The 18,030-nt window shown below is 50.5% G+C and carries 18 protein-coding genes; 16 read left to right on the top strand and 2 right to left on the bottom strand.

Annotated features, from left to right (window positions below; genetic code table 11):
• The first annotated feature begins 79 nt into the window (after nt 1-79).
• Nucleotides 80-286 (top strand): hypothetical protein, encoded by a 207-nt coding sequence (locus GS398_RS21705; protein ID WP_160908938.1) that lies wholly within the window; start codon nt 80-82, stop codon nt 284-286.
• 15 nt (nt 287-301) lie between these two features.
• Here the strand turns inward: GS398_RS21705 and rlmN are convergent, their stop codons facing one another.
• Nucleotides 302-1,351 carry a dual-specificity RNA methyltransferase RlmN gene (rlmN, locus tag GS398_RS21710; protein WP_160908939.1) on the bottom strand — a complete coding sequence of 350 codons (1,050 nt, stop codon included), beginning with the start codon at nt 1,349-1,351 and terminating at the stop codon, nt 302-304.
• A 126-nt stretch (nt 1,352-1,477) separates the two neighbouring features.
• On the opposite strand from rlmN, the gene GS398_RS21715 reads away from it, so the two are divergent.
• From GS398_RS21715 to lolB1, 7 genes are read left to right on the top strand one after another with little or no spacing between them, the layout of a single operon-like run.
• On the top strand, nt 1,478-2,653 hold the full coding sequence (locus GS398_RS21715; RefSeq protein ID WP_160908940.1) for an amidohydrolase family protein: 1,176 nt from the start codon (nt 1,478-1,480) through the stop codon (nt 2,651-2,653).
• Nucleotides 2,654-2,691: 38 nt separating this feature from the next.
• A complete protein-coding gene (locus GS398_RS21720) occupies nt 2,692-3,651 on the top strand; it encodes an NAD(P)H-dependent flavin oxidoreductase (RefSeq protein ID WP_160908941.1) in 960 nt (319 codons plus the stop codon).
• 7 nt (nt 3,652-3,658) lie between these two features.
• A complete protein-coding gene (locus GS398_RS21725; protein ID WP_160908942.1) occupies nt 3,659-3,934 on the top strand; it encodes an acylphosphatase in 276 nt (91 codons plus the stop codon).
• 58 nt (nt 3,935-3,992) lie between these two features.
• The gene (locus GS398_RS21730; RefSeq protein ID WP_160908943.1) at nt 3,993-5,489 is read left to right on the top strand and encodes an MATE family efflux transporter; all 1,497 of its coding nucleotides are present in this window, start codon (nt 3,993-3,995) and stop codon (nt 5,487-5,489) included.
• Nucleotides 5,486-5,917, top strand: coding sequence for a dUTP diphosphatase (gene dut, locus GS398_RS21735; protein ID WP_160909012.1), 432 nt, complete (start codon nt 5,486-5,488; stop codon nt 5,915-5,917). Before GS398_RS21730 ends, dut begins: the two co-directional genes overlap by 4 nt.
• A gap of 17 nt (nt 5,918-5,934) precedes the next feature.
• Entirely contained in the window at nt 5,935-7,668 is a 1,734-nt protein-coding gene (locus GS398_RS21740) for a tetratricopeptide repeat protein (protein ID WP_160908944.1), read from the top strand.
• Nucleotides 7,646-8,482, top strand: coding sequence for a lipoprotein insertase outer membrane protein LolB1 (gene lolB1 / locus GS398_RS21745; protein ID WP_160908945.1), 837 nt, complete (start codon nt 7,646-7,648; stop codon nt 8,480-8,482). Before GS398_RS21740 ends, lolB1 begins: the two co-directional genes overlap by 23 nt.
• On the opposite strand, the gene GS398_RS21750 is transcribed toward lolB1, so the two are convergent.
• Nucleotides 8,479-9,351 (bottom strand): nucleoside phosphorylase, encoded by an 873-nt coding sequence (locus GS398_RS21750; protein WP_160908946.1) that lies wholly within the window; start codon nt 9,349-9,351, stop codon nt 8,479-8,481. The two genes, lolB1 and GS398_RS21750, sit on opposite strands and share 4 nt — an antisense overlap.
• Nucleotides 9,352-9,421: 70 nt before the next feature.
• On the opposite strand from GS398_RS21750, the gene GS398_RS21755 reads away from it, so the two are divergent.
• The 8 genes from GS398_RS21755 to GS398_RS21790 all read left to right on the top strand — a co-directional run bounded on the left by GS398_RS21755 (nt 9,422) and on the right by GS398_RS21790 (nt 17,982).
• The gene (locus GS398_RS21755; RefSeq protein WP_160908947.1) at nt 9,422-10,663 is read left to right on the top strand and encodes a murein hydrolase activator EnvC family protein; all 1,242 of its coding nucleotides are present in this window, start codon (nt 9,422-9,424) and stop codon (nt 10,661-10,663) included.
• Nucleotides 10,664-10,877: 214 nt separating this feature from the next.
• The gene (gene tatA / locus GS398_RS22625) at nt 10,878-11,306 is read left to right on the top strand and encodes a twin-arginine translocase TatA/TatE family subunit (protein ID WP_237488280.1); all 429 of its coding nucleotides are present in this window, start codon (nt 10,878-10,880) and stop codon (nt 11,304-11,306) included.
• Nucleotide 11,307: 1 nt separating this feature from the next.
• Nucleotides 11,308-11,499 carry a Sec-independent protein translocase subunit TatA/TatB gene (locus tag GS398_RS21765; RefSeq protein ID WP_160908948.1) on the top strand — a complete coding sequence of 64 codons (192 nt, stop codon included), beginning with the start codon at nt 11,308-11,310 and terminating at the stop codon, nt 11,497-11,499.
• A gap of 262 nt (nt 11,500-11,761) precedes the next feature.
• A complete protein-coding gene (locus GS398_RS21770) occupies nt 11,762-13,210 on the top strand; it encodes a circularly permuted type 2 ATP-grasp protein (protein WP_160908949.1) in 1,449 nt (482 codons plus the stop codon).
• Between the two features lie 132 nt (nt 13,211-13,342).
• Nucleotides 13,343-14,278, top strand: a complete 936-nt coding sequence (locus tag GS398_RS21775) for an alpha-E domain-containing protein (RefSeq protein ID WP_160908950.1) — start codon at nt 13,343-13,345, stop codon at nt 14,276-14,278.
• Between the two features lie 19 nt (nt 14,279-14,297).
• The gene (locus GS398_RS21780) at nt 14,298-15,266 is read left to right on the top strand and encodes a transglutaminase family protein (RefSeq protein WP_160908951.1); all 969 of its coding nucleotides are present in this window, start codon (nt 14,298-14,300) and stop codon (nt 15,264-15,266) included.
• Nucleotides 15,267-15,292: 26 nt separating this feature from the next.
• Nucleotides 15,293-16,747: an Asp-tRNA(Asn)/Glu-tRNA(Gln) amidotransferase subunit GatA gene (gatA, locus tag GS398_RS21785; RefSeq protein WP_160908952.1), complete on the top strand. Its 1,455-nt coding sequence runs from the start codon at nt 15,293-15,295 to the stop codon at nt 16,745-16,747.
• Between the two features lie 53 nt (nt 16,748-16,800).
• On the top strand, nt 16,801-17,982 hold the full coding sequence (locus tag GS398_RS21790) for a lytic transglycosylase domain-containing protein (protein WP_160908953.1): 1,182 nt from the start codon (nt 16,801-16,803) through the stop codon (nt 17,980-17,982).
• The last annotated feature ends 48 nt before the right edge of the window (nt 17,983-18,030 follow it).

Here is an 18,030-nt window from a genome sequence, read left to right on the forward strand (position 1 = left end):
ATTGTTTTATTACTTGCAAGTTATTCTGAAAAAAACTTAAGAAGGGGCGATCTGTTAATAACAAAACAACCGATGAACCATGAAAAAATTCTCTGACGAAACCATCATTGCCAAGGCAAGGGTCAATTTGGTCGATGTAAAGCAGGCCGGCGCCAACCAGGTAGACGTGGCGGTCGATTTGAAGGATGAAAAGTTAATTACGCATAACTACGCGGTCACTTTCAGGCGGGACGGTATGGGATCGCCATGGGTACCGGCGGATATTACGGAGATTAGTTCTATGTGATATGTTAAACGTTTCCTACTCTTGTTTAACCGCCAATTGCCCGCATGCCGCATCGATATCTTTTCCCCGGCTCCGGCGCACGTTGGTATTTACGCCTTGTTTACGGAGGTAATTGGCAAACGCCTCGGTTTTATCCTCGGTGGTATTTTCGAAAGCCGCAAAGCTGATGGGGTTGTACTCGATAATATTCACCTTACAGGGCAGGTGTTTACAGAACCTGGCCAGTTCCATGGCGTCCTGGATCTCGTCATTAAAGTTATCGAAAATGATGTACTCGTAAGTTACCGGGTTCTTGGTTTTGGCATAGTAATACTTCAGGGCTTCGGCCAGTGCCTTTAGGGAATTTTGCTCATTAATGGGCATGATCTCATTGCGCTTCGCATCGTTTGCCGCATGTAATGATAAGGCAAGGTTAAACTTCACCTGGTCGTCCCCCAGTTTTTTAATCATCTTAGCGATGCCGGCGGTAGACACCGTAATGCGTTTCGCCGACATGTTCAGGCCGTCTTCGGAGGTGATGCGTTCGATGGATTTCATCACGTTCGCGTAGTTGAGCAAAGGTTCGCCCATGCCCATGTAAACGATATTGGAGAGCGGAATGCCATAATTTTCCCGGGCTTGCTGGTCTATCAGCACTACCTGGTCGTAGATCTCGGCAGGGTCGAGATTCCGTTTTCGGTCCATATAACCTGTGGCGCAAAACTTACAGGTGAGACTGCACCCCACTTGCGAGCTTACGCAGGCTGTCATGCGTTCGGTGGTTGGGATTAATACGCCCTCGATAATATGCGTATCGTACAAACGGAAGGTATTTTTGATGGTTTTATCGGCGCTGAATTGCGAGAAACTAATATTTACGGGATTAATTGTAAAGCGCTCTTCGAGATTTTCACGTAATTTTTTCGATAGGTTGCTCATTTCCCCGAAACTCCGCGCAGACTTTTTCCAGAGCCATTCCCAGATCTGTGCTGCCCTAAAAGGTTGTTCACCAAGCTCAACGAGCGATTTTCTCAAATCCTCAAAACAAATGTTCCTGATATCAATTCTTTTAACGGTCGCTTCCACGTTGCAAAGTTACCGATTTAGTGCGTAACGTACTAGACGCTATTTTCGATAGTATTTTGTTGTTGTAACAGCAAAACTCTATCTTGTCCAGGTTTTAAAAAAACGGTCCGCTGTTAATATCGGAAAATGGTTAAAAGTTACTCTGCCGACTTCATTTTACCCGTTTCATCTGATCCTGTTAAGGATGGCGTGATAAGCGTAGACGAAACTGGGCAAATAACAGGTATTTACCACGCAAACGATCCTGCCTGCAACGCGCTCGATATCGAAAAACTGGAGGGCGTGATCGTTCCGGGGTTTGTAAATTCGCATTGCCACCTCGAGCTTTCGCATCACCGGGGGAGATTCCAAAAGGAACAGGGCCTTATTCCATTTATTAAAGAAGTGATCAGCAACCGCAATGGCAGCGACGAAGCGATCGGCGTTGCCATGAAAGAAGCTGACCGTCAAATGCTTGCTAACGGAATAGTGGCCGTAGGCGATATCTGCAACACGATATCGTCTAAGTTAATTAAGGAAACCAGCGCCATTTATTATCATAATTATGTCGAGGTTTTTTGCTTCAAGCCATCGGAGGTAAAAGATATTTTCCGCGCAGGGCTCGACCTCCGGGAAAATTTCAGTCCCTTGCCTTCATCGATCGTTCCGCACGCGCCTTACTCGGTTTGCAAAGAACTTTTCCGGTATCTTACGCGGTTTTGCGACGATTACGGCAACATCATTACCATCCACAACCAGGAGAGCGAAGAGGAGAACCGTTTCTTCCGGTATAAAACCGGGGGATTCGTGGATTTTTACCGCGACATGGGCTTCGATATCGACTTCTTTAAGCCGCAGGCGCGTAATTCCATTCAAACGGTGCTGCCGCTCCTGCCCTCGCACCAGCGCATTCTTTTTGTCCACAACACCTATACCAGCCTTAAGGACCTGTATTTTGTGCGGCGGTTCGGTCATGATACCAACTGGTGCTTTTGCCCTAATGCCAACCTGTACATCGAAGGACGTTTGCCTAAGATCGATATGTTCCTGTTTAACGACTTCAACATCACGGTGGGCACCGATAGTCTGGCTTCAAACGACCAGCTTTGCATTCTCTCTGAACTTAAAACCATTGCCAGCCATTATCCTGGTATCCCGTTCACACGTACGCTTTCGTGGGCGACCTTAAACGGCGCGAAACTCCTCGGCATCAACCAGCAGCTAGGCAGCCTGGATGTAGGAAAAAAGCCAGGCCTGAACCTGATCTCCGGTATGGAGAAATTAAACCTTACGGCAGATTCGAAGGTCAGGAAACTGGTTTGACGTACGCCGCGAACCCCAAAAATCACTACCTTTAAAACATGCCGATCACCTCCTTATTTAACGTGCGGTACCCTATTGTCCAGGCAGGTATGGTTTGGTGCAGTGGCTGGAAACTTGCCTCGGCCGTATCGAATGCAGGCGGTTTGGGCCTCATCGGCGCCGGTTCCATGTACCCGGATAACCTGCGAAACCATATTCGCAAGTGCGCAGCCGCTACCGCGAAGCCCTTTGGGGTAAATGTGCCGCTGTTGTATCCTGATGTGAAACAGCTGATCGACATCATCGTGGAAGAGTCCGTACGGATCGTTTTTACGTCTGCCGGCAACCCCGCTGCATGGACAGGATACTTAAAAGACCGGGGCATTACCGTAGTACACGTAGTGGCCAGCCAGAAATACGCCAAACGTGCGGAAGCGGCAGGGGCCGACGCCGTCGTTGCCGAAGGGTTCGAAGCCGGCGGGCACAACGGCCGCGAGGAAACTACCACGCTCTGCCTCATCCCCATGGTAACAGACGTGGTATCGGTACCGGTTATCGCTGCCGGCGGAATCGCTTCCGGCAAAGCCATGCTCGCCGCCTTTGCTTTAGGGGCGGAGGGCGTACAGGTGGGATCTCTCTTCGCCGCCGCGGAAGAATCCTCTGCGCATCCGCTCTTTAAAGAAGCCGTTGTTCGTTCCGGCGAAGGTGATACCCGCCTCAGCATGAAAGGATTGATGCCCGTAAGGTTGCTACGGAACGATTTCTCCCGAGAGGTAGACCAGGCCGACCGCCGCGGGGCCTCCGCCGAAGAATTACGCGCTTTATTAGGTACCGGTCGCGCAAAACTGGGTATGTTTGAAGGCGACCTCCAAAACGGCGAGCTCGAAATAGGCCAGGCAGCTGCCCTGGTAAACCAGGTAAAACCCGCCGCAACTATCGTTAACGACCTCTGGAACGGCTTCCTGCACGAAAAAACCCGCATCGCCAGCCTGCCTGCCGAACTGATCACTGACAATTGATAACTGCATGAAACACCTCAACCTCACCGTCTATGGCCGCGTACAGCGCGTTTTCTTCCGGGCATCTACCAAAGCGGTAGCCGACCAGCTTGGCGTGAAAGGCCTGGTGACCAATCGGCCCGATGGTACCGTGTATATCGAAGCCGAGGGCGACGATTTCGCTATGGAAAATTTCCTGGAGTGGTGTCACGAAGGCCCGATCAACGCAAAAGTCGAAAAAGTGGAAACCTCAGAAGGCGAACTCAAAAACTATCGTAATTTTGAGGTCGTTAAAAAAGCCTAGGTTTAAGCGTTCGGCAGGAGCTGACAGCTGATAGCTGATAGCTGGTAGCTATACAAGAGTGTCAACAATCAAGAAATTCGCGGGACAGACCGCCGTGTACGGGATCAGCACGATCGTCTCCAGGCTGCTCTATTCCATTCTCACGCCCGTTTTTACCACTGCTTATTCGGCAGGAGTGTATGCCATTTTCACCAACCTGTACAGCTGGGCTTCCCTCATCGGACCGCTGCTCGCATTCGGGATGGAAACCACTTTTTTCAGGTTCCTGAACAAACAGGAGAGCGAAAAACAACAGGTATACAACAATACCTTCATCAGTGTTGCCTCGCTGGTGTTCCTGTTCTTTATCTCCACCATTTTCTTTGCGCGCGATATCGCCGCTTTCCTGCAGTCGGGGGTGAACCTGGATGATTACACCAACTACGTCCGCTATTTTATCGTGATACTTTGCACCGACTCTTTGGCCGTAATCCCTTTCGCAAAACTGCGGGCAGACGGCCGGCCCTTCCGTTACTCGCTCATCAAGTTCACTAACATCCTGCTGCAATTCCTGCTTAACCTGGTATTCATTTTTGTGATCCCGTTCATCATCGACCACCATTGGGCCGGCGGCGGGTTCCTGGCTTCGTGGTACCGCCATGGCTGGATCGGCTACGTATTTATCGCAAACCTGGCTGCGAGCGTGCTTACGCTGCTCATGCTGCTGCCCGAAGTAATGCAGGTAAAACCTGATTTCAGCCGGTCGCTCTCCCTGAAGATGCTTTCTTATAGTTTCCCCGTACTGGTAGCCAATCTTTCCTTCATTGTGAACGAAACGTTCGATAAGATCATGATGACGAAATTGTTACCGGTACAGCAACAGGTGGATGTTGGGATCTACGGTGCGTGCGCCAAGATCTCGATCTTTCTCAGCATTTTTATCAACGCTTTCCGGCTGGGGGCCGAACCATTCTTTTTCAGCCATGCGAAGAATAAAAACTCCGGCGAAACCTATTCGCGCATCATGGATTATTTCATTATCGTAGTTTGTGTGATCTATGTCGGTATAGTTGGCAATATCGAAATTCTCAAGCATTTTATCCACGCCAGGAATGCGGCCGAACAGGCGGTTTACTGGTCGGGTTTACCAGTGGTTCCCATCCTGTTATTCGGTTATGTAAGCCTTGGGATCTATATTAACCTGTCGATCTGGTATAAACTGTCGGACCAGACGCGCTACGGCCTTTATATTTCGGGGACCGGTGCCATTCTTACCATCATCCTCAACTTTATTTTCATCCCCAAACACTCCTACATGGCCGCAGCCTGGGTGTCCGTTACGGCGTACACTACCATGATGGTGCTTTCGTACCTGCTTGGTCAGAAAAACTATCCCATCCCCTACCGCACCGGCAAAAATATTATCTATCTTGTGTCTTCGATCGTGCTGGCTTACCTGTCGTTCGTGGTGCTTAAACAGAACATTTTCGCAGGCAATGCCCTAACGGTAGCGTACCTGGCGGCAATCTGGTTTGCGGAACGCAAAGAGCTCAAAAAATTATGGAAAACAATCTGAAGATCAGGGTCGTTAATAATTCCCTGAATACGTTACCTGCTTATGAAACCGTTTCTTCTGCGGGAATGGACCTCCGCGCAGATCTCCGTGAGGCCTGCACCATCCGTCCGCTGCAGCGCTGCCTGATCCCTACGGGGCTACACATCGAGCTGCCGGATGGCCACGAAGCGCAGATACGACCGAGGAGTGGTTTAGCGTTAAAGCATGGGATCACCATCGTGAATTCGCCCGGAACTGTAGATGCCGATTACCGCGGCGAGATCAAGGTGCTGCTGGTGAACCTCTCGGATACCGACTTCGTGGTAAACAATGGCGACCGGATCGCGCAAATGATTGTAGCCAAACACGAAAGGGTTTCCTGGAGCCTTGCCGAATCGTTAACAGAAACGGTGCGTGGCGCAGGCGGCTACGGACATACGGGCGTATAATCGCTCAAAAGAATAATATGCATAAAAAACTCGTTTTCCTTGTTTTTTTTGGCGGCCCGCTGATTGGCCTGGCACAGAAAAACACGCGTCCTGTACAAGTGCCTGCCGGCGAATCCAAGGGATTTATGCTGCAGGACAGCCTGATGATGAAGGATTGGTTCTTTTCCGGCCTGCGTGAAAAAACCATCCAGAATTACCAGCTGGCTGCCGAGTTTTTTAAGCGGATAACAGACATGGACGCGAAAAATGATGCGGCCCAGTATGAGCTGGCTAACATCTATCATTCGCAAAACCGCGACCAGGAAGCCGAAGCGCTGATCCGCAAAGCCACCGCCTTAAAGCCAGCCAACGAATGGTATTGGCTGCTGCTGGCCGATATTTATAAAAGGGGTAACAAGCTGGCAGACCTCAACGGGGTTTTCGACGAGCTGATCAAAATTTCTCCCGACAAAGAAGATTATTATTACGACAAAGCGAACGCATTACTCTTGCAGGGCAAGCCCGACGACGCAATGGTCGTTTATACCGTCATCGAGAAACGGTTTGGAGCGAGCGACGACCTGGTGACCTCCCGGCAGCGCGTTTACCAGAAACAAGGTAAAACCGGGCAAGCGGCCACCGAGCTGGAAAAGCTAGTGACCGACAATCCCGCCGAGGTAAGGAATTACCTCGAACTGGGCCAGCTTTATATCAATTCGGGCAACAAAGAAAAAGCCATGCAGGTCCTCTTGAAAGCGAAAACACTGGATGCGGCCAACCCCTACATCAGTCTCTCGCTGGCCGACCTGTACCGGGCTCAAGGCAAAACAGACGATGCGTTCGTGGAGCTGAAAAGCGCTTTTGCAAGCCCGGAGATGAACATCGATTCAAAGATCCGTATCATCCTCTCGTTTTTCCCGCAATTGGGCGACGCAAAGATGCGTGCACAGGCGGATGAGCTCGGCGCGATCCTGGTTAAAGCCAACCCGGGCGACCCGAAGTCGTTCTCGGTATATGGAGACCTGCTCTTCCAGGAACAGAAATTCACCGAAGCGCGGCAATCTTATAAAAAAGCGCTCGCCCTTAATAACCAGGTTTACCAGATATGGGAACAACTGATCCGCATCGAGCTAGACCAGGCCGACCCGGATGCAGCGATCGCGGATGGCGAGGAGGCGCTTTCCATCTTCCCGAACCAGGCGGCACTGTACCTCCTCACCGGAATTGCCAGCGCGCAGAAAAAAAACCACGAGAAGGCCGTCAGCTACCTGAAAAATGCAGCGTCGCTGGAAACAGAAGACAAAGCGATGATCGCACAGGTCTACGCCTTACTGGGAGATTCGTATAACGCGCTTAAAAAGTTCTCCGAGTCCGACCAGTCGTACGAAAAATCGCTCCTGGCGGACCCCGTTAATACCTATACCCTGAACAATTACGCTTACTATTTGTCGTTAAGAGGCGTGAACCTCGAAAAAGCCGAGGCCCTGTCCCGTAAATCGAACGAACTTTCGAAAAACAATGCCTCTTTCGAAGATACCTATGCCTGGGTGCTCTTCCGGCAGAAAAAGTATAAAGAAGCAAAGATGTGGATCGAAAAATCGATGAACTCGGAAAAAGGAGCCAGCGCCACCCAAACTGAACATTATGGAGACATTTTGTTCCAGCTCGGTGAAAAAGAGCTTGCGCTGAAGCAGTGGCTGCTCGCTAAAGAGCGTGGCGCAAAATCTGAGAAACTTGAGCAGAAGATCAATGAAAAGAGATATATCGACTAAGTTATTCCTGTGTTTACTGGCAATTGCCCTCTCCGGCTGTAAAGCGAAGCAAGCTGCGCTGCCGCCGCACATACCGGACAAACCGGTAGTGACCGACCCGCCGCTCGTAGAATCAGCTTCCCGACCCGACAGCAGCCAGGCGGATAAAAACGCCCTGTTCCGCGAAACTGTTCAGAAAAGCCAGCTTTCTTTTAACACGCTGAGCTTTAAAGCGAAAGGCAGCCTTTCTGTAGACGGTAAAGAGAATGATGTAACCATGAATATCCGTATCCGGAACGAAAAAGCGATCTGGGTTTCGGTGACCGCCGTTGCCGGTTTAACGGAGATCGCCCGGGTAATGGTAACACCGGACAGTGTGCTGCTCATAAACCGCTACGCGAAGGAATACCTGGCAAAACCGTTTTCGTACCTGCACCGGTTTGCAGGCCGGGAGATCACTTTCGGGCGTGTACAGGCAATTATGGCGGGCAACATTCTCCCGGGATTACCTGATACGGAAAGCAAAGTAACGAAATACGAAACTTCTACCCTGCTGGCAGGCTTATTTACTCAGGTGATCTACACTGTTTCGCTGGACAATGCCTTCAAGGTGACGCGCACAGAACTGAAAGATCCTAACGCACGCCAGTCGCTGCTAACCACCTACGCCGATTTTTCGCCGGAAAGCGGCCAGCGGCTTCACCATGCCATGACGCTGCAATCTTCTTCGGGCGCAACCCAGATCAGGCTCGATGTGAAATACAGCAAGGTAAACATCAACGAACCGGTAGAAATGCCGTTCAGTATTCCGAAGCGTTTTACTATAGTGGATTAATTACCCGAAACGATTTCCAGCGTTTCCCTGATCAGCCGGTCTACGATCGCTTTGGCATCTGCCGTAAACTCCCCGGTGATCCGGTTAGCCAGAATGGCATTGAGGCTGATGGCCTGGTGACCTAACAGGTTGCTTAACCCATAGATCCCCGCCGTTTCCATCTCGAAATTGGTGATCCGGCGCCCCTTCCACGCGAACGCGGTGAACCGGTCGATCATGCCGGGATCGCGCAGCGCGGCCCGCACCACCCTTCCCTGTGGCGCATAAAATCCCGGGCAGGTAACGGTGATGCCGTGCTGATACCCGCCAAACAACGCTAGTAAAGCTGAACTCCCCGCACTGATGTAGGGAATGGCCAATGTACCGCCGGCTGCCAGGTTCGCCGAAAACTCCCGGAGCAGCTCCATCTCAGCTTCGGTGTTAGCGGCTTTGTAAAAATTAAGCAGGTTATCAATCCCCAGACCGTGGGTCGACGCCAGGAGGCTGTCTACCGGGACATCCTTTTGCAGCGACCCGGAAGTGCCTACCCTAAAAAACCGGAGACTGGTGAGCTGCTCTTTTACCGTACCCGTTTCGAAGTCGACGTTAAAAAGCGCGTCCAGCTCGTTTAATACGATATCGATATTATCTGTACCGATACCGGTTGACACTACCGAGATCCTTTTATGCCCGATATAGCCTGTATGCGTAATAAACTCCCGGTTATTCAGTTGAAACTCGATATGGTCGAAATGTTTGCTGATGGCCGGCACACGGTCTGGGTCGCCCGCCAGGATAATGGAGGGAGCGATCTCTTCGGGACGGACGTCCAGGTGGTAGATCGCTCCACGGTTGTTAATGATCAGTTCCGAACGGGCGATACCTGCCATAGGCTTTTCAGTTTAGTAACGAGTTTAAAATAATCATACTTTGGAGCACAAAATTAATAGATTTGTTTGCATGAGATACGCGAGGCTGCTGCTTCTTATTACCGGGTGCCTGTTTTTGGCAGGCGCTGCGCAGGCACAAACCAGTGCCGAGCTTAAACGCCGCAAAGATGCCCTGTCGCGCGAAATCGAACAACTGAACAGCACACTCAACGAAACCTCGAGCAGCAAACGCCTTTCGCTGAAGCAGATCAGCACGCTGAATGCCCAGATAAGGCTGCGCGAGCGAAAGATCAATACCATGAACTCGGAGATCAGGCTGCTCGACAACCAGATCTCCGACAATACCAGTACCGTTCGCGCCCTGCAGACCCAGCTTACCCGTTTAAAAAAGGAGTATGCGGGCATGGTGTTATTCGCGTTCCGCAACCAGAGCGCATACAGCAAGATCATGTTCCTATTTGCCTCGAAAGACTTTAACCAGGGATATAAACGGCTAAAATACCTCCAGGAGTTTGCCGCGTACCGGCAAAAACAAGCAAGGTATATCGAGGAGACGCGCGGCGATCTGAACGAAAAGATCATCGAGCTCGGTCACAATAAAGACGAAAAGAGCCATATCCTGAGCGACCAGGAACAAGAGCGGCAAACGCTCGGAAAACAAAAATCTACGCAGGCGAAAGTTCTGAAGAGCCTCACTAAACAAGAGAAAGAGTATAAACAGGAGCTCGCACAAAAGCAGCGGGAATCTGCCAGGCTGAACAGGGCGGTAATGGACGCCATCAGGCGCGAAATTGAAGAGGCCCAGCGCGCAGCAGACGCCAATGCGGTAAAAAATGGTAATGCCCCCGCACCGCGTACCAGCACCAAAACCAGTATCCTGGCCGCAACACCCGAATCTGCCAAGTTATCTTCCGATTTCCTGGGAAGCCGCGGCAACCTGCCATGGCCGGTCGAAAAAGGAGCCATCGCCGAGGGTTTCGGGATCCATAAGTACGGGGTGAACGTAAATGTTGAAAACCTGGGGATCGATATCGAAACCGGCGCAGGCTCTACCGTAAGGGCCGTATTTTCCGGCACCGTGGGCCGCATCACCAACCTGAACGGGTCGCAAACGGTGATCATCCGCCACGGCGAGTATTTCAGCGTCTACTCAAACCTGCGCGGCGTAACCGTAACCAGCGGGCAAAAAATAAATACCAAACAACCGATCGGTACCGTGGCCACCAATTCGGAAGACGGGACCATCAGGCTGCATTTCGAGATCTATAAAGGGCTCAGCCCGCAAAACCCGGAGAATTGGTTGGCGAATTAGATTTTCAGTAATCAGCGGCCAGCCTGATTTGAGTGGCTAAAGGCAATTTCTCACATGATATTCAGGCAGCAACAAGCTGATTGCTGACCGCTGATAGCTGATTACTAAAAATAACAAAACCGTAACAAATTCGTTCTCGTACATAAGGTAGTACCAAATAAATCATTTCCTTTTAAAAATCTTTATATTTGCACACTGCACCATACTAATTAAAATGCAATCTTCTGTCCTGTTATTTATCAATGTTGGCGGCCCGGAAATGATGATGATCATGTTCGTGGCATTGCTGCTTTTCGGTGGAAAAAAGCTCCCGGAACTTGCCCGCGGGCTTGGGAAAGGGATACGTGAGTTTAAGGATGCTTCCGATGGCGTAAAACGCGAGATCCAGCGCAACATTAATGCGGCAGCTGACGAGATCGACCTCGAAAAAGAACGCGAAAGCGCTTACAATAAGCCTGAACAATCGCCTTATCATAGCGACGAATCGCAACCCGATCACCTACCAGCGAACAACGTACCGGATGAAAACCCTGTCGCAAACGCTACTCCCGCTTATACCGGCTACAACGACGCAGGGATTAATTTAGAAAAGAAAAAAACTGAGCCAGCTACTGGCGACCAAACACATTTAAATTCAAATTAACATGTACAATACACTTTTAATCGCCGGATTAGGCGGCCCAGAAATTATCGTTATCGTGCTGATCGTCCTGCTTCTGTTCGGAGGTAAAAAGATTCCTGAGCTGATGCGCGGCTTAGGTCGTGGCGTAAAAGAGTTCAAAGACGCTAAAGACAGCGATGCGCCGGTATCAGAAGAGCCGCGCAAGAACGTATAAATGAATAACGTTTTCGGATAAGGGTCGTGCTTAATTGGTACGACCCTTTTTTGTTTACATGCGTTTAGGCTGAACGTTCGGCTTTCGTTCCTGTTTCATATTCCGGTTCCTGTTTTTAACAGAACCCGATGTATTTGGTCCAACGTAAACGTCCAATCCTATTAAGATTTCTTCAAAAATCCCTCATTTTTTATGTGTTATTTTAAAATTCATTAAAAATATATTGCATATTCGCTAAATTGCTGTTCATTTTTAACGCACTATGGAAGGGTCATCTTTTTTTTCATCTTATTCTGTTTCCCCGAATACCTGGGACGAAATGTTCGACGGTGAAAAAAAGATCAGGCCCCAATACCAAAAGGTAATTAACTACCTTTCACGCGAATCGGCAGACGATCTCACCAAAAAAGAGGAACTCGCCAAGCGCCTGTTCATGAGCCAGGGGATCACGTTCACCGTGTACAACAGCGGCGAAGGCATCGAAAAGATCTTTCCTTTCGACATTATTCCGCGCATCATCACCGCCTCCGAGTGGACATTCATCGAAACCGGGATCAAACAGCGCCTTAAAGCGTTGAACCTGTTCATCAAAGACGTTTACCACAACCAGTTTATCATTAAGGATGGCATCGTGCCTATTGACATGATCTACTCCTGTCCGCATTTTATCCGCGAGATGATGCAGGTACATGTACCTTATGATATTTATGTACATATTGCCGGCATCGACCTGATCCGCGACAGCGACGGTACTTTCTACGTACTGGAGGATAACCTCCGCACACCGTCGGGCGTGAGCTATATGCTCGAAAACCGCGAGATCACCAAAAGGCTGTTCCCCGACCTCCTGCCAAAATGTAAGGTGCGTAGTGTGACGGATTACCCGCGCATTCTCCATAAGAACCTGATGTCTCTTTCGCACCGCCCGGTTGCCAACCCTACCGTAGTACTGCTGTCGCCAGGCATTTATAACTCCGCTTATTTCGAGCATACCACCCTTGCAAGGCTGATGGGCATCGAATTGGTAGAAGGACGTGACCTGGTGGTGAACAACCACACGGTATATATGAAAACCACCACCGGGCTGCAGCAGGTAGACGTAATCTATCGCCGTGTAGACGACGAGTTCCTCGATCCGCTGGTTTTTAACCCGAACAGCATTCTCGGCATTGCCGGGATCATGAGCGCATACCGGAAAGGCAATGTGGCTATCGTAAATGCACCGGGAAATGGCGTGGCCGACGATAAAGCGGTATACATGTACGTGCCCGAAATGATCCGCTATTACCTGAACGAAGAGCCCATTCTCAAAAATGTGCCCACCTACCAGATGAATAACCCGGATGAAAAGAAATATGTGTTTGATAACATCCACAAAATGGTGATCAAAAAAACCAATGAAAGCGGAGGTTACGGCATGCTGATGGGATTCGCTTCTACCGAAGAGGAGATCGAGAATTATAAAAAAGAGATCCTGAAAGATACCCGTCAATTTATCGCACAACCCACCATCAGTCTTTCATCCGCACCGTGCTATATGCAAAACACGCTGCAGCCGCGGCGCATCGACCTTCGTCCGTATGCATTGGTAGGCCCGGACGGCATCGAGATCGTGCCCGGCGGATTAACACGCGTTGCGCTGCGCGAAGGCTCCCTGGTGGTGAACAGCTCGCAGGGCGGGGGAAGTAAGGATACGTGGGTGTTGGCGTAACGACATCACTGGCTGCCGGCTGTTGGCCGATGCTTGAAAAAATTAACGAAAAAGAGCCTGATCAAGAGATGAAACATATATTACACCACCCGGCAAAGCTATCAGCCACCAGCCACCAGCTATCAGCCCGCCATGCTTAGCCGCGTCGCAGACAGTTTGTACTGGCTTAGTCGCTATGTAGAGCGCAGCGACGGCATTCTTCGGATGCTGAAGATCAACTACGCCACTTCCCAGGATTCGCTCCAGGGATTTACCTGGCGCCCGGTAATGAAGATCTTCTCGGGGTTAGATGAAGACCAGATAAAGGCGATCGACATGGACAGCCGCGCGGTATTACTGTCGATGGTTACCGATAAAGAAAACCCGGGTTCGGTACTGAACATCATTACCCATGCCCGCGAAAATGCAAGGAGCGTACAGGACCACATCACCAAGGATCTCTGGCAGTGCCTGAACGAATACTACCACACCATCAAAGATCCGGCGATCCAGACTTCGTTAATGAAAGACGACCCGATTTCGGTGCTGGATGTGCTGATCCGCCAGGTAATGCTCTATTACGGCACGGCCGAGATTACCATGGCGCGCGGCGAAGGCAGCAGCTTCATACGGATCGGAAAATACCTGGAACGGGCGATCCAGTCGGTCGATATTCTCGACGTAAAATTCGGATCGCTCAGCAAAAACCCCGACTTACTTACGGACACCACGTACTGGAAGCACCTGCTCCTGTCTATCGGCGGGTACGAGCTGTACCTTAAAACGTACCGGCAGGGCTTCGATGCCGAAAATGTGCTCGAGCAGGTAGTACTTAACAATGACTTTCCGCGCTCGGTACTTTATTCTATCAACCAACTGCAGCGTTATTTCGAGCGGCTTAGCAGCGATCTCAATGCCGATAGCCACCGGCAAGTGCTTTTCCTGATCGGCAGGCTCCAAAGCCGGGTAAAGTACAGCTCGGTGCAAAGCATCCGCCAGGAAGGCCTCCATGACTATCTCACCGAATTGAAAACAGAAGTTTTTGGCATAGGGAATGCCCTCAACCGTCATTATTTTGCATATTCGTAGCTTCCTTTTTTAATGTGTTATGCCAAAATTTAAAATACAGCATCTTACCACTTACTCTTATCAAGGCACCGTTCGCGATAGCGCCAATAAGATTATGCTATACCCGGTAGCAGATGCCCACCAGGATATTCTGAACCAGGAGCTGCTCATCACCGGCGATCCCATGATCGATATTTACACCGATTACTACGGGAACCAGGTTGGAAGCTTCACGCATTCAGAGCCGCATAGCGAAATGCGTATCGATTCGAGGCTGCTGGTAACCACTGCACCCATACCCCTTCCGGTAGATGATATGTTTGCCGGCCAGCAATGGCAGGACCTCGACAATCTTCGCTGGCAGGTGCCTTATATCGATTACCTGAAACAGGAATACTTCACCGGTCTGCAGGAACTGAAAGAAATTGTGCTGGCCGAGCGGCAGTTTAACCATACGCCTTACCAGGCGGCCATGCACTACTGCAAATATGTGTACGAAAATTTCAGGTACATCCAGGGGGTTACAAGCGTAGAAAGCACGCTCGACGACATCTGGCAGCTTAAAGCGGGCGTATGCCAGGATTTCGCGCACATCCTGCTGGTGATGCTGAGGCTGGTGAACATTCCGTCGCGCTATGTGAGCGGCTACATCTGCCCGAACAAGAACGGCATGCGCGGCGAGGGCGCTACCCACGCATGGGCGGAAGCTTACATCCCGAATTACGGCTGGCTGGGACTCGACCCTACCAATAACTGCGCCGCCGGCGAAACACACGTGAAACTTGCGGTAGGACGCAATTTCTCCGATTGCTCGCCCATAAAAGGCGTATATAAAGGTGCGCTTGACCATACGCTGCATGTGTCCGTGATCGTATCTTACGAAGATGGTACGTCGACCGAAGAATTGCCTGCCGAAACGATTATTGCCCGCCCTGTCAGTGAATTTGCTAAGAACAGTTATATGCGCCACATGGCAGTTTTGCAACAACAACAGCAGCAACAACAATAACGGTTTTATTACCTTTGCCCGCTAAAATGAGTGCTGTAAAAACATACAATTCCTTATCGGAGGTAAAAAGCGACCTCCTCAACGGAACATTAACCCTCCCGGAGCTCGTTGGCCATTATCTTGACCGTATCGCCGAAGAGCGACACCTTAACGCTTTCCTGGAAGTTTTCGGCGACGAGGCCGAAGCGCAGGCGAAAACCGTGCAGGAAAAGATCATGCATGGCAAAGCCGGCAAGCTGGCAGGCATGGTGATCGGCATCAAAGACATCATCTGCTATAAAGATCACCGCATAACCGTTGGTTCCAGGATCCTGGAAAATTACACTTCTATCTATTCATCTACCGTAGTGGAAAGGATACTGGCAGAAGACGCCATCATTATCGGCCGCCTCAACTGCGACGAATTCGCGATGGGCGGATCGAACGAGAATTCTTATTACGGGCATGTAAAAAACTATGCGGATAATACCAAAGTTCCGGGCGGCTCGTCTGGCGGTTCAGCCGTTGCCGTGCAGGCCGGCCTCTGTCTCGCTTCCCTCGGAACAGACACCGGCGGCTCGGTAAGGCAGCCTGCCGCATTTTGCGGAGTAGTGGGCCTTAAACCTACTTACGGTCGTGTTTCGCGGTACGGCGTCGTAGCGTATGCTTCGTCGCTGGACCAGGTCGGCCCCATCACACGAAGTGTAGAAGATGCAGCCCTGATCCTCGAAGTGATCGCAGGCGCGGACGAATATGACAGTACCGCCTCATCGAAACCCGTCCCGGCTTACTCCCGCGGGCTGGCATCCGGCGGAAAGAAAAAATTGGCTTACCTGGTAGAAGCTCTTTCCTCGGGAGGTATCGACCCGGAGGTGAAAACGATGACAGAACAGGCCATTCAACAGTTAAAAGAGGAGGGACATACGGTTGAACCGGTTTCGTTCCCTTACCTCGAATATGTGGTGCCTACCTATTATATCCTTACCATGGCAGAGGCTTCCTCTAACCTGGCGAGGTATGACGGTGTCCATTATGGCTACCGCAGCCCCAATGCCACCGACCTGGAATCGACTTATAAAAAATCCCGCTCAGAAGGCTTCGGAAACGAAGTAAAACGCCGGATCATGCTGGGAACCTTTATCCTGAGCGCCGGTTATTACGACGCTTATTATGCCAAGGCACAAAAAGTACGCAAGCTGATCAGGCAGAAAACAGAAGAGATCCTTAACACATACGACTTTATCCTGATGCCTACCACCCCCACCCCCGCATTCGGCATCGGTGAAAAAATCGATGACCCGGTGACCATGTACCTTGCCGATATTTTTACGGTCCAGGCATCACTCGCAGGAATTCCGGCAATTTCTGTACCCGCGGGCAATAATTCATCCGGGCTGCCGTTAGGGTTACAGTTTATGGGCAGACGGTTCGGAGAGGGGGAACTGTTAGCCTTTTCTGAACATTTCCTGGAGCTCACAAAGCAAAAAGTAATACATCACTAGCGAAAGGCATTTCAGCCCGGAAGCTATAAAAGGCATTCCTGCCACAAAAATGTATGATGAGAAAAATATGGGGGGCCGCTATTACCCTGCTGGTTCCTTTTACGGTGTTGGCCCAGGCTAACCAGGGTCGCGACACGCTCGCACTTTCGCCATTGCTGAATGGCCTGACGGTTCCGATGGTCCCGTACCAATACATGGTGTATAAGAACCGCCTGGATTCTATCCAGAAAACTGTGCCGTTAACTTACAACGAATACGTTCAGAAGTACATCGACATCTATACTTCCCGCAAAGGACAGATCGGTAAGGTACTTGGATTGTCTACTTACTATTTCCCCATATTCGAGAAATCGCTGAAAGAGTTTGACATCCCCGACGAAATAAAATATGTTTCTATCGTAGAGTCTTCGCTCGACCCGCACGCCGTTTCGAAAACAGGCGCCACCGGCCCCTGGCAGTTCATGTCGCAAACCGCGAAAGGATACGGCCTCAAGATGGACCGTTTTGTAGACGAGCGTAAAGACCCGGTATCAGCCAGCCATGCCGCCGCTGCATATTTCCGCGATGCCTACAACGAGCTTGGTGACTGGCTATTGGCCATCGCCGCGTATAATTGCGGTAAAGGAGCGGTTACCCGCGCCATCGCCAAATCCGGCGGGAAAGCGGATTTCTGGTCCATCCGCAATTTCCTCCCACAGGAAACACGCAATTATGTGCCCGCTTTTATCGCCACTACCTACATCATGAACTGCTATAACAAGCACGACATCACCTCGCAGCAGTCTGAGTTCTCGCTGCTCAACGATGTGATAGAGGTTAATTCGCCGGTGTCGCTCGAAGCGATCGCAAAAGCGGCAAACGTCGACATTAAGCTCCTGTCGCTGCTTAATCCCTCGTATAAAAAGCTTTTTGTAAACGGCAGCAGCGGGTCGCCCAAGCGCATCGTAATCCCCGAAAATAAAAACCAGGAAACGTATGCTTCGCTCTACGAAACCCTAAATAACTCCACTTCGGCCCTGCCGGAAATGATTGCGGCGCCAAGGAATACGTCCGCACCCACGGCTGTCCGCCAGCCGGCAAAAAAATACATCAGCTACAAAGTGAAGGCCGGCGATACGCTTTCCGAAATTGCCTCTAAGTTCACCGGCTCAAACGTATCAGAGATCAAGTCTAAAAATCGCCTCAAATCGTCCGTTCTCCAGCCCGGGATGATCCTTAAGATCAACAAAGGGTAAGAAACCGTAAACGGCGCCGGGAAGCTCAAAAAGTGGATAGTAAACCAA

It is taken from the genome of Hufsiella ginkgonis, assembly GCF_009834915.1.
In the GTDB taxonomy this organism is placed as follows: domain Bacteria; phylum Bacteroidota; class Bacteroidia; order Sphingobacteriales; family Sphingobacteriaceae; genus Hufsiella; species Hufsiella ginkgonis.

What these genes read in the sequence shown, in the direction of transcription:
- tatA (WP_237488280.1), top strand. Translation starts at nt 10,878, where the DNA reads ATGCAATCTTCTGTCCTGTTATTTATCAATGTTGGCGGCCCGGAAATG.
- GS398_RS21750 (WP_160908946.1), bottom strand. Translation starts at nt 9,351, where the DNA reads ATGGCAGGTATCGCCCGTTCGGAACTGATCATTAACAACCGTGGAGCG.
- GS398_RS21720 (WP_160908941.1), top strand. Translation starts at nt 2,692, where the DNA reads ATGCCGATCACCTCCTTATTTAACGTGCGGTACCCTATTGTCCAGGCA.
- GS398_RS21790 (WP_160908953.1), top strand. Translation starts at nt 16,801, where the DNA reads ATGATGAGAAAAATATGGGGGGCCGCTATTACCCTGCTGGTTCCTTTT.
- GS398_RS21715 (WP_160908940.1), top strand. Translation starts at nt 1,478, where the DNA reads ATGGTTAAAAGTTACTCTGCCGACTTCATTTTACCCGTTTCATCTGAT.
- GS398_RS21770 (WP_160908949.1), top strand. Translation starts at nt 11,762, where the DNA reads ATGGAAGGGTCATCTTTTTTTTCATCTTATTCTGTTTCCCCGAATACC.
- GS398_RS21705 (WP_160908938.1), top strand. Translation starts at nt 80, where the DNA reads ATGAAAAAATTCTCTGACGAAACCATCATTGCCAAGGCAAGGGTCAAT.
- GS398_RS21725 (WP_160908942.1), top strand. Translation starts at nt 3,659, where the DNA reads ATGAAACACCTCAACCTCACCGTCTATGGCCGCGTACAGCGCGTTTTC.
- lolB1 (WP_160908945.1), top strand. Translation starts at nt 7,646, where the DNA reads ATGAAAAGAGATATATCGACTAAGTTATTCCTGTGTTTACTGGCAATT.
- GS398_RS21765 (WP_160908948.1), top strand. Translation starts at nt 11,308, where the DNA reads ATGTACAATACACTTTTAATCGCCGGATTAGGCGGCCCAGAAATTATC.
- GS398_RS21740 (WP_160908944.1), top strand. Translation starts at nt 5,935, where the DNA reads ATGCATAAAAAACTCGTTTTCCTTGTTTTTTTTGGCGGCCCGCTGATT.
- GS398_RS21755 (WP_160908947.1), top strand. Translation starts at nt 9,422, where the DNA reads ATGAGATACGCGAGGCTGCTGCTTCTTATTACCGGGTGCCTGTTTTTG.
- gatA (WP_160908952.1), top strand. Translation starts at nt 15,293, where the DNA reads ATGAGTGCTGTAAAAACATACAATTCCTTATCGGAGGTAAAAAGCGAC.
- GS398_RS21775 (WP_160908950.1), top strand. Translation starts at nt 13,343, where the DNA reads ATGCTTAGCCGCGTCGCAGACAGTTTGTACTGGCTTAGTCGCTATGTA.
- GS398_RS21780 (WP_160908951.1), top strand. Translation starts at nt 14,298, where the DNA reads ATGCCAAAATTTAAAATACAGCATCTTACCACTTACTCTTATCAAGGC.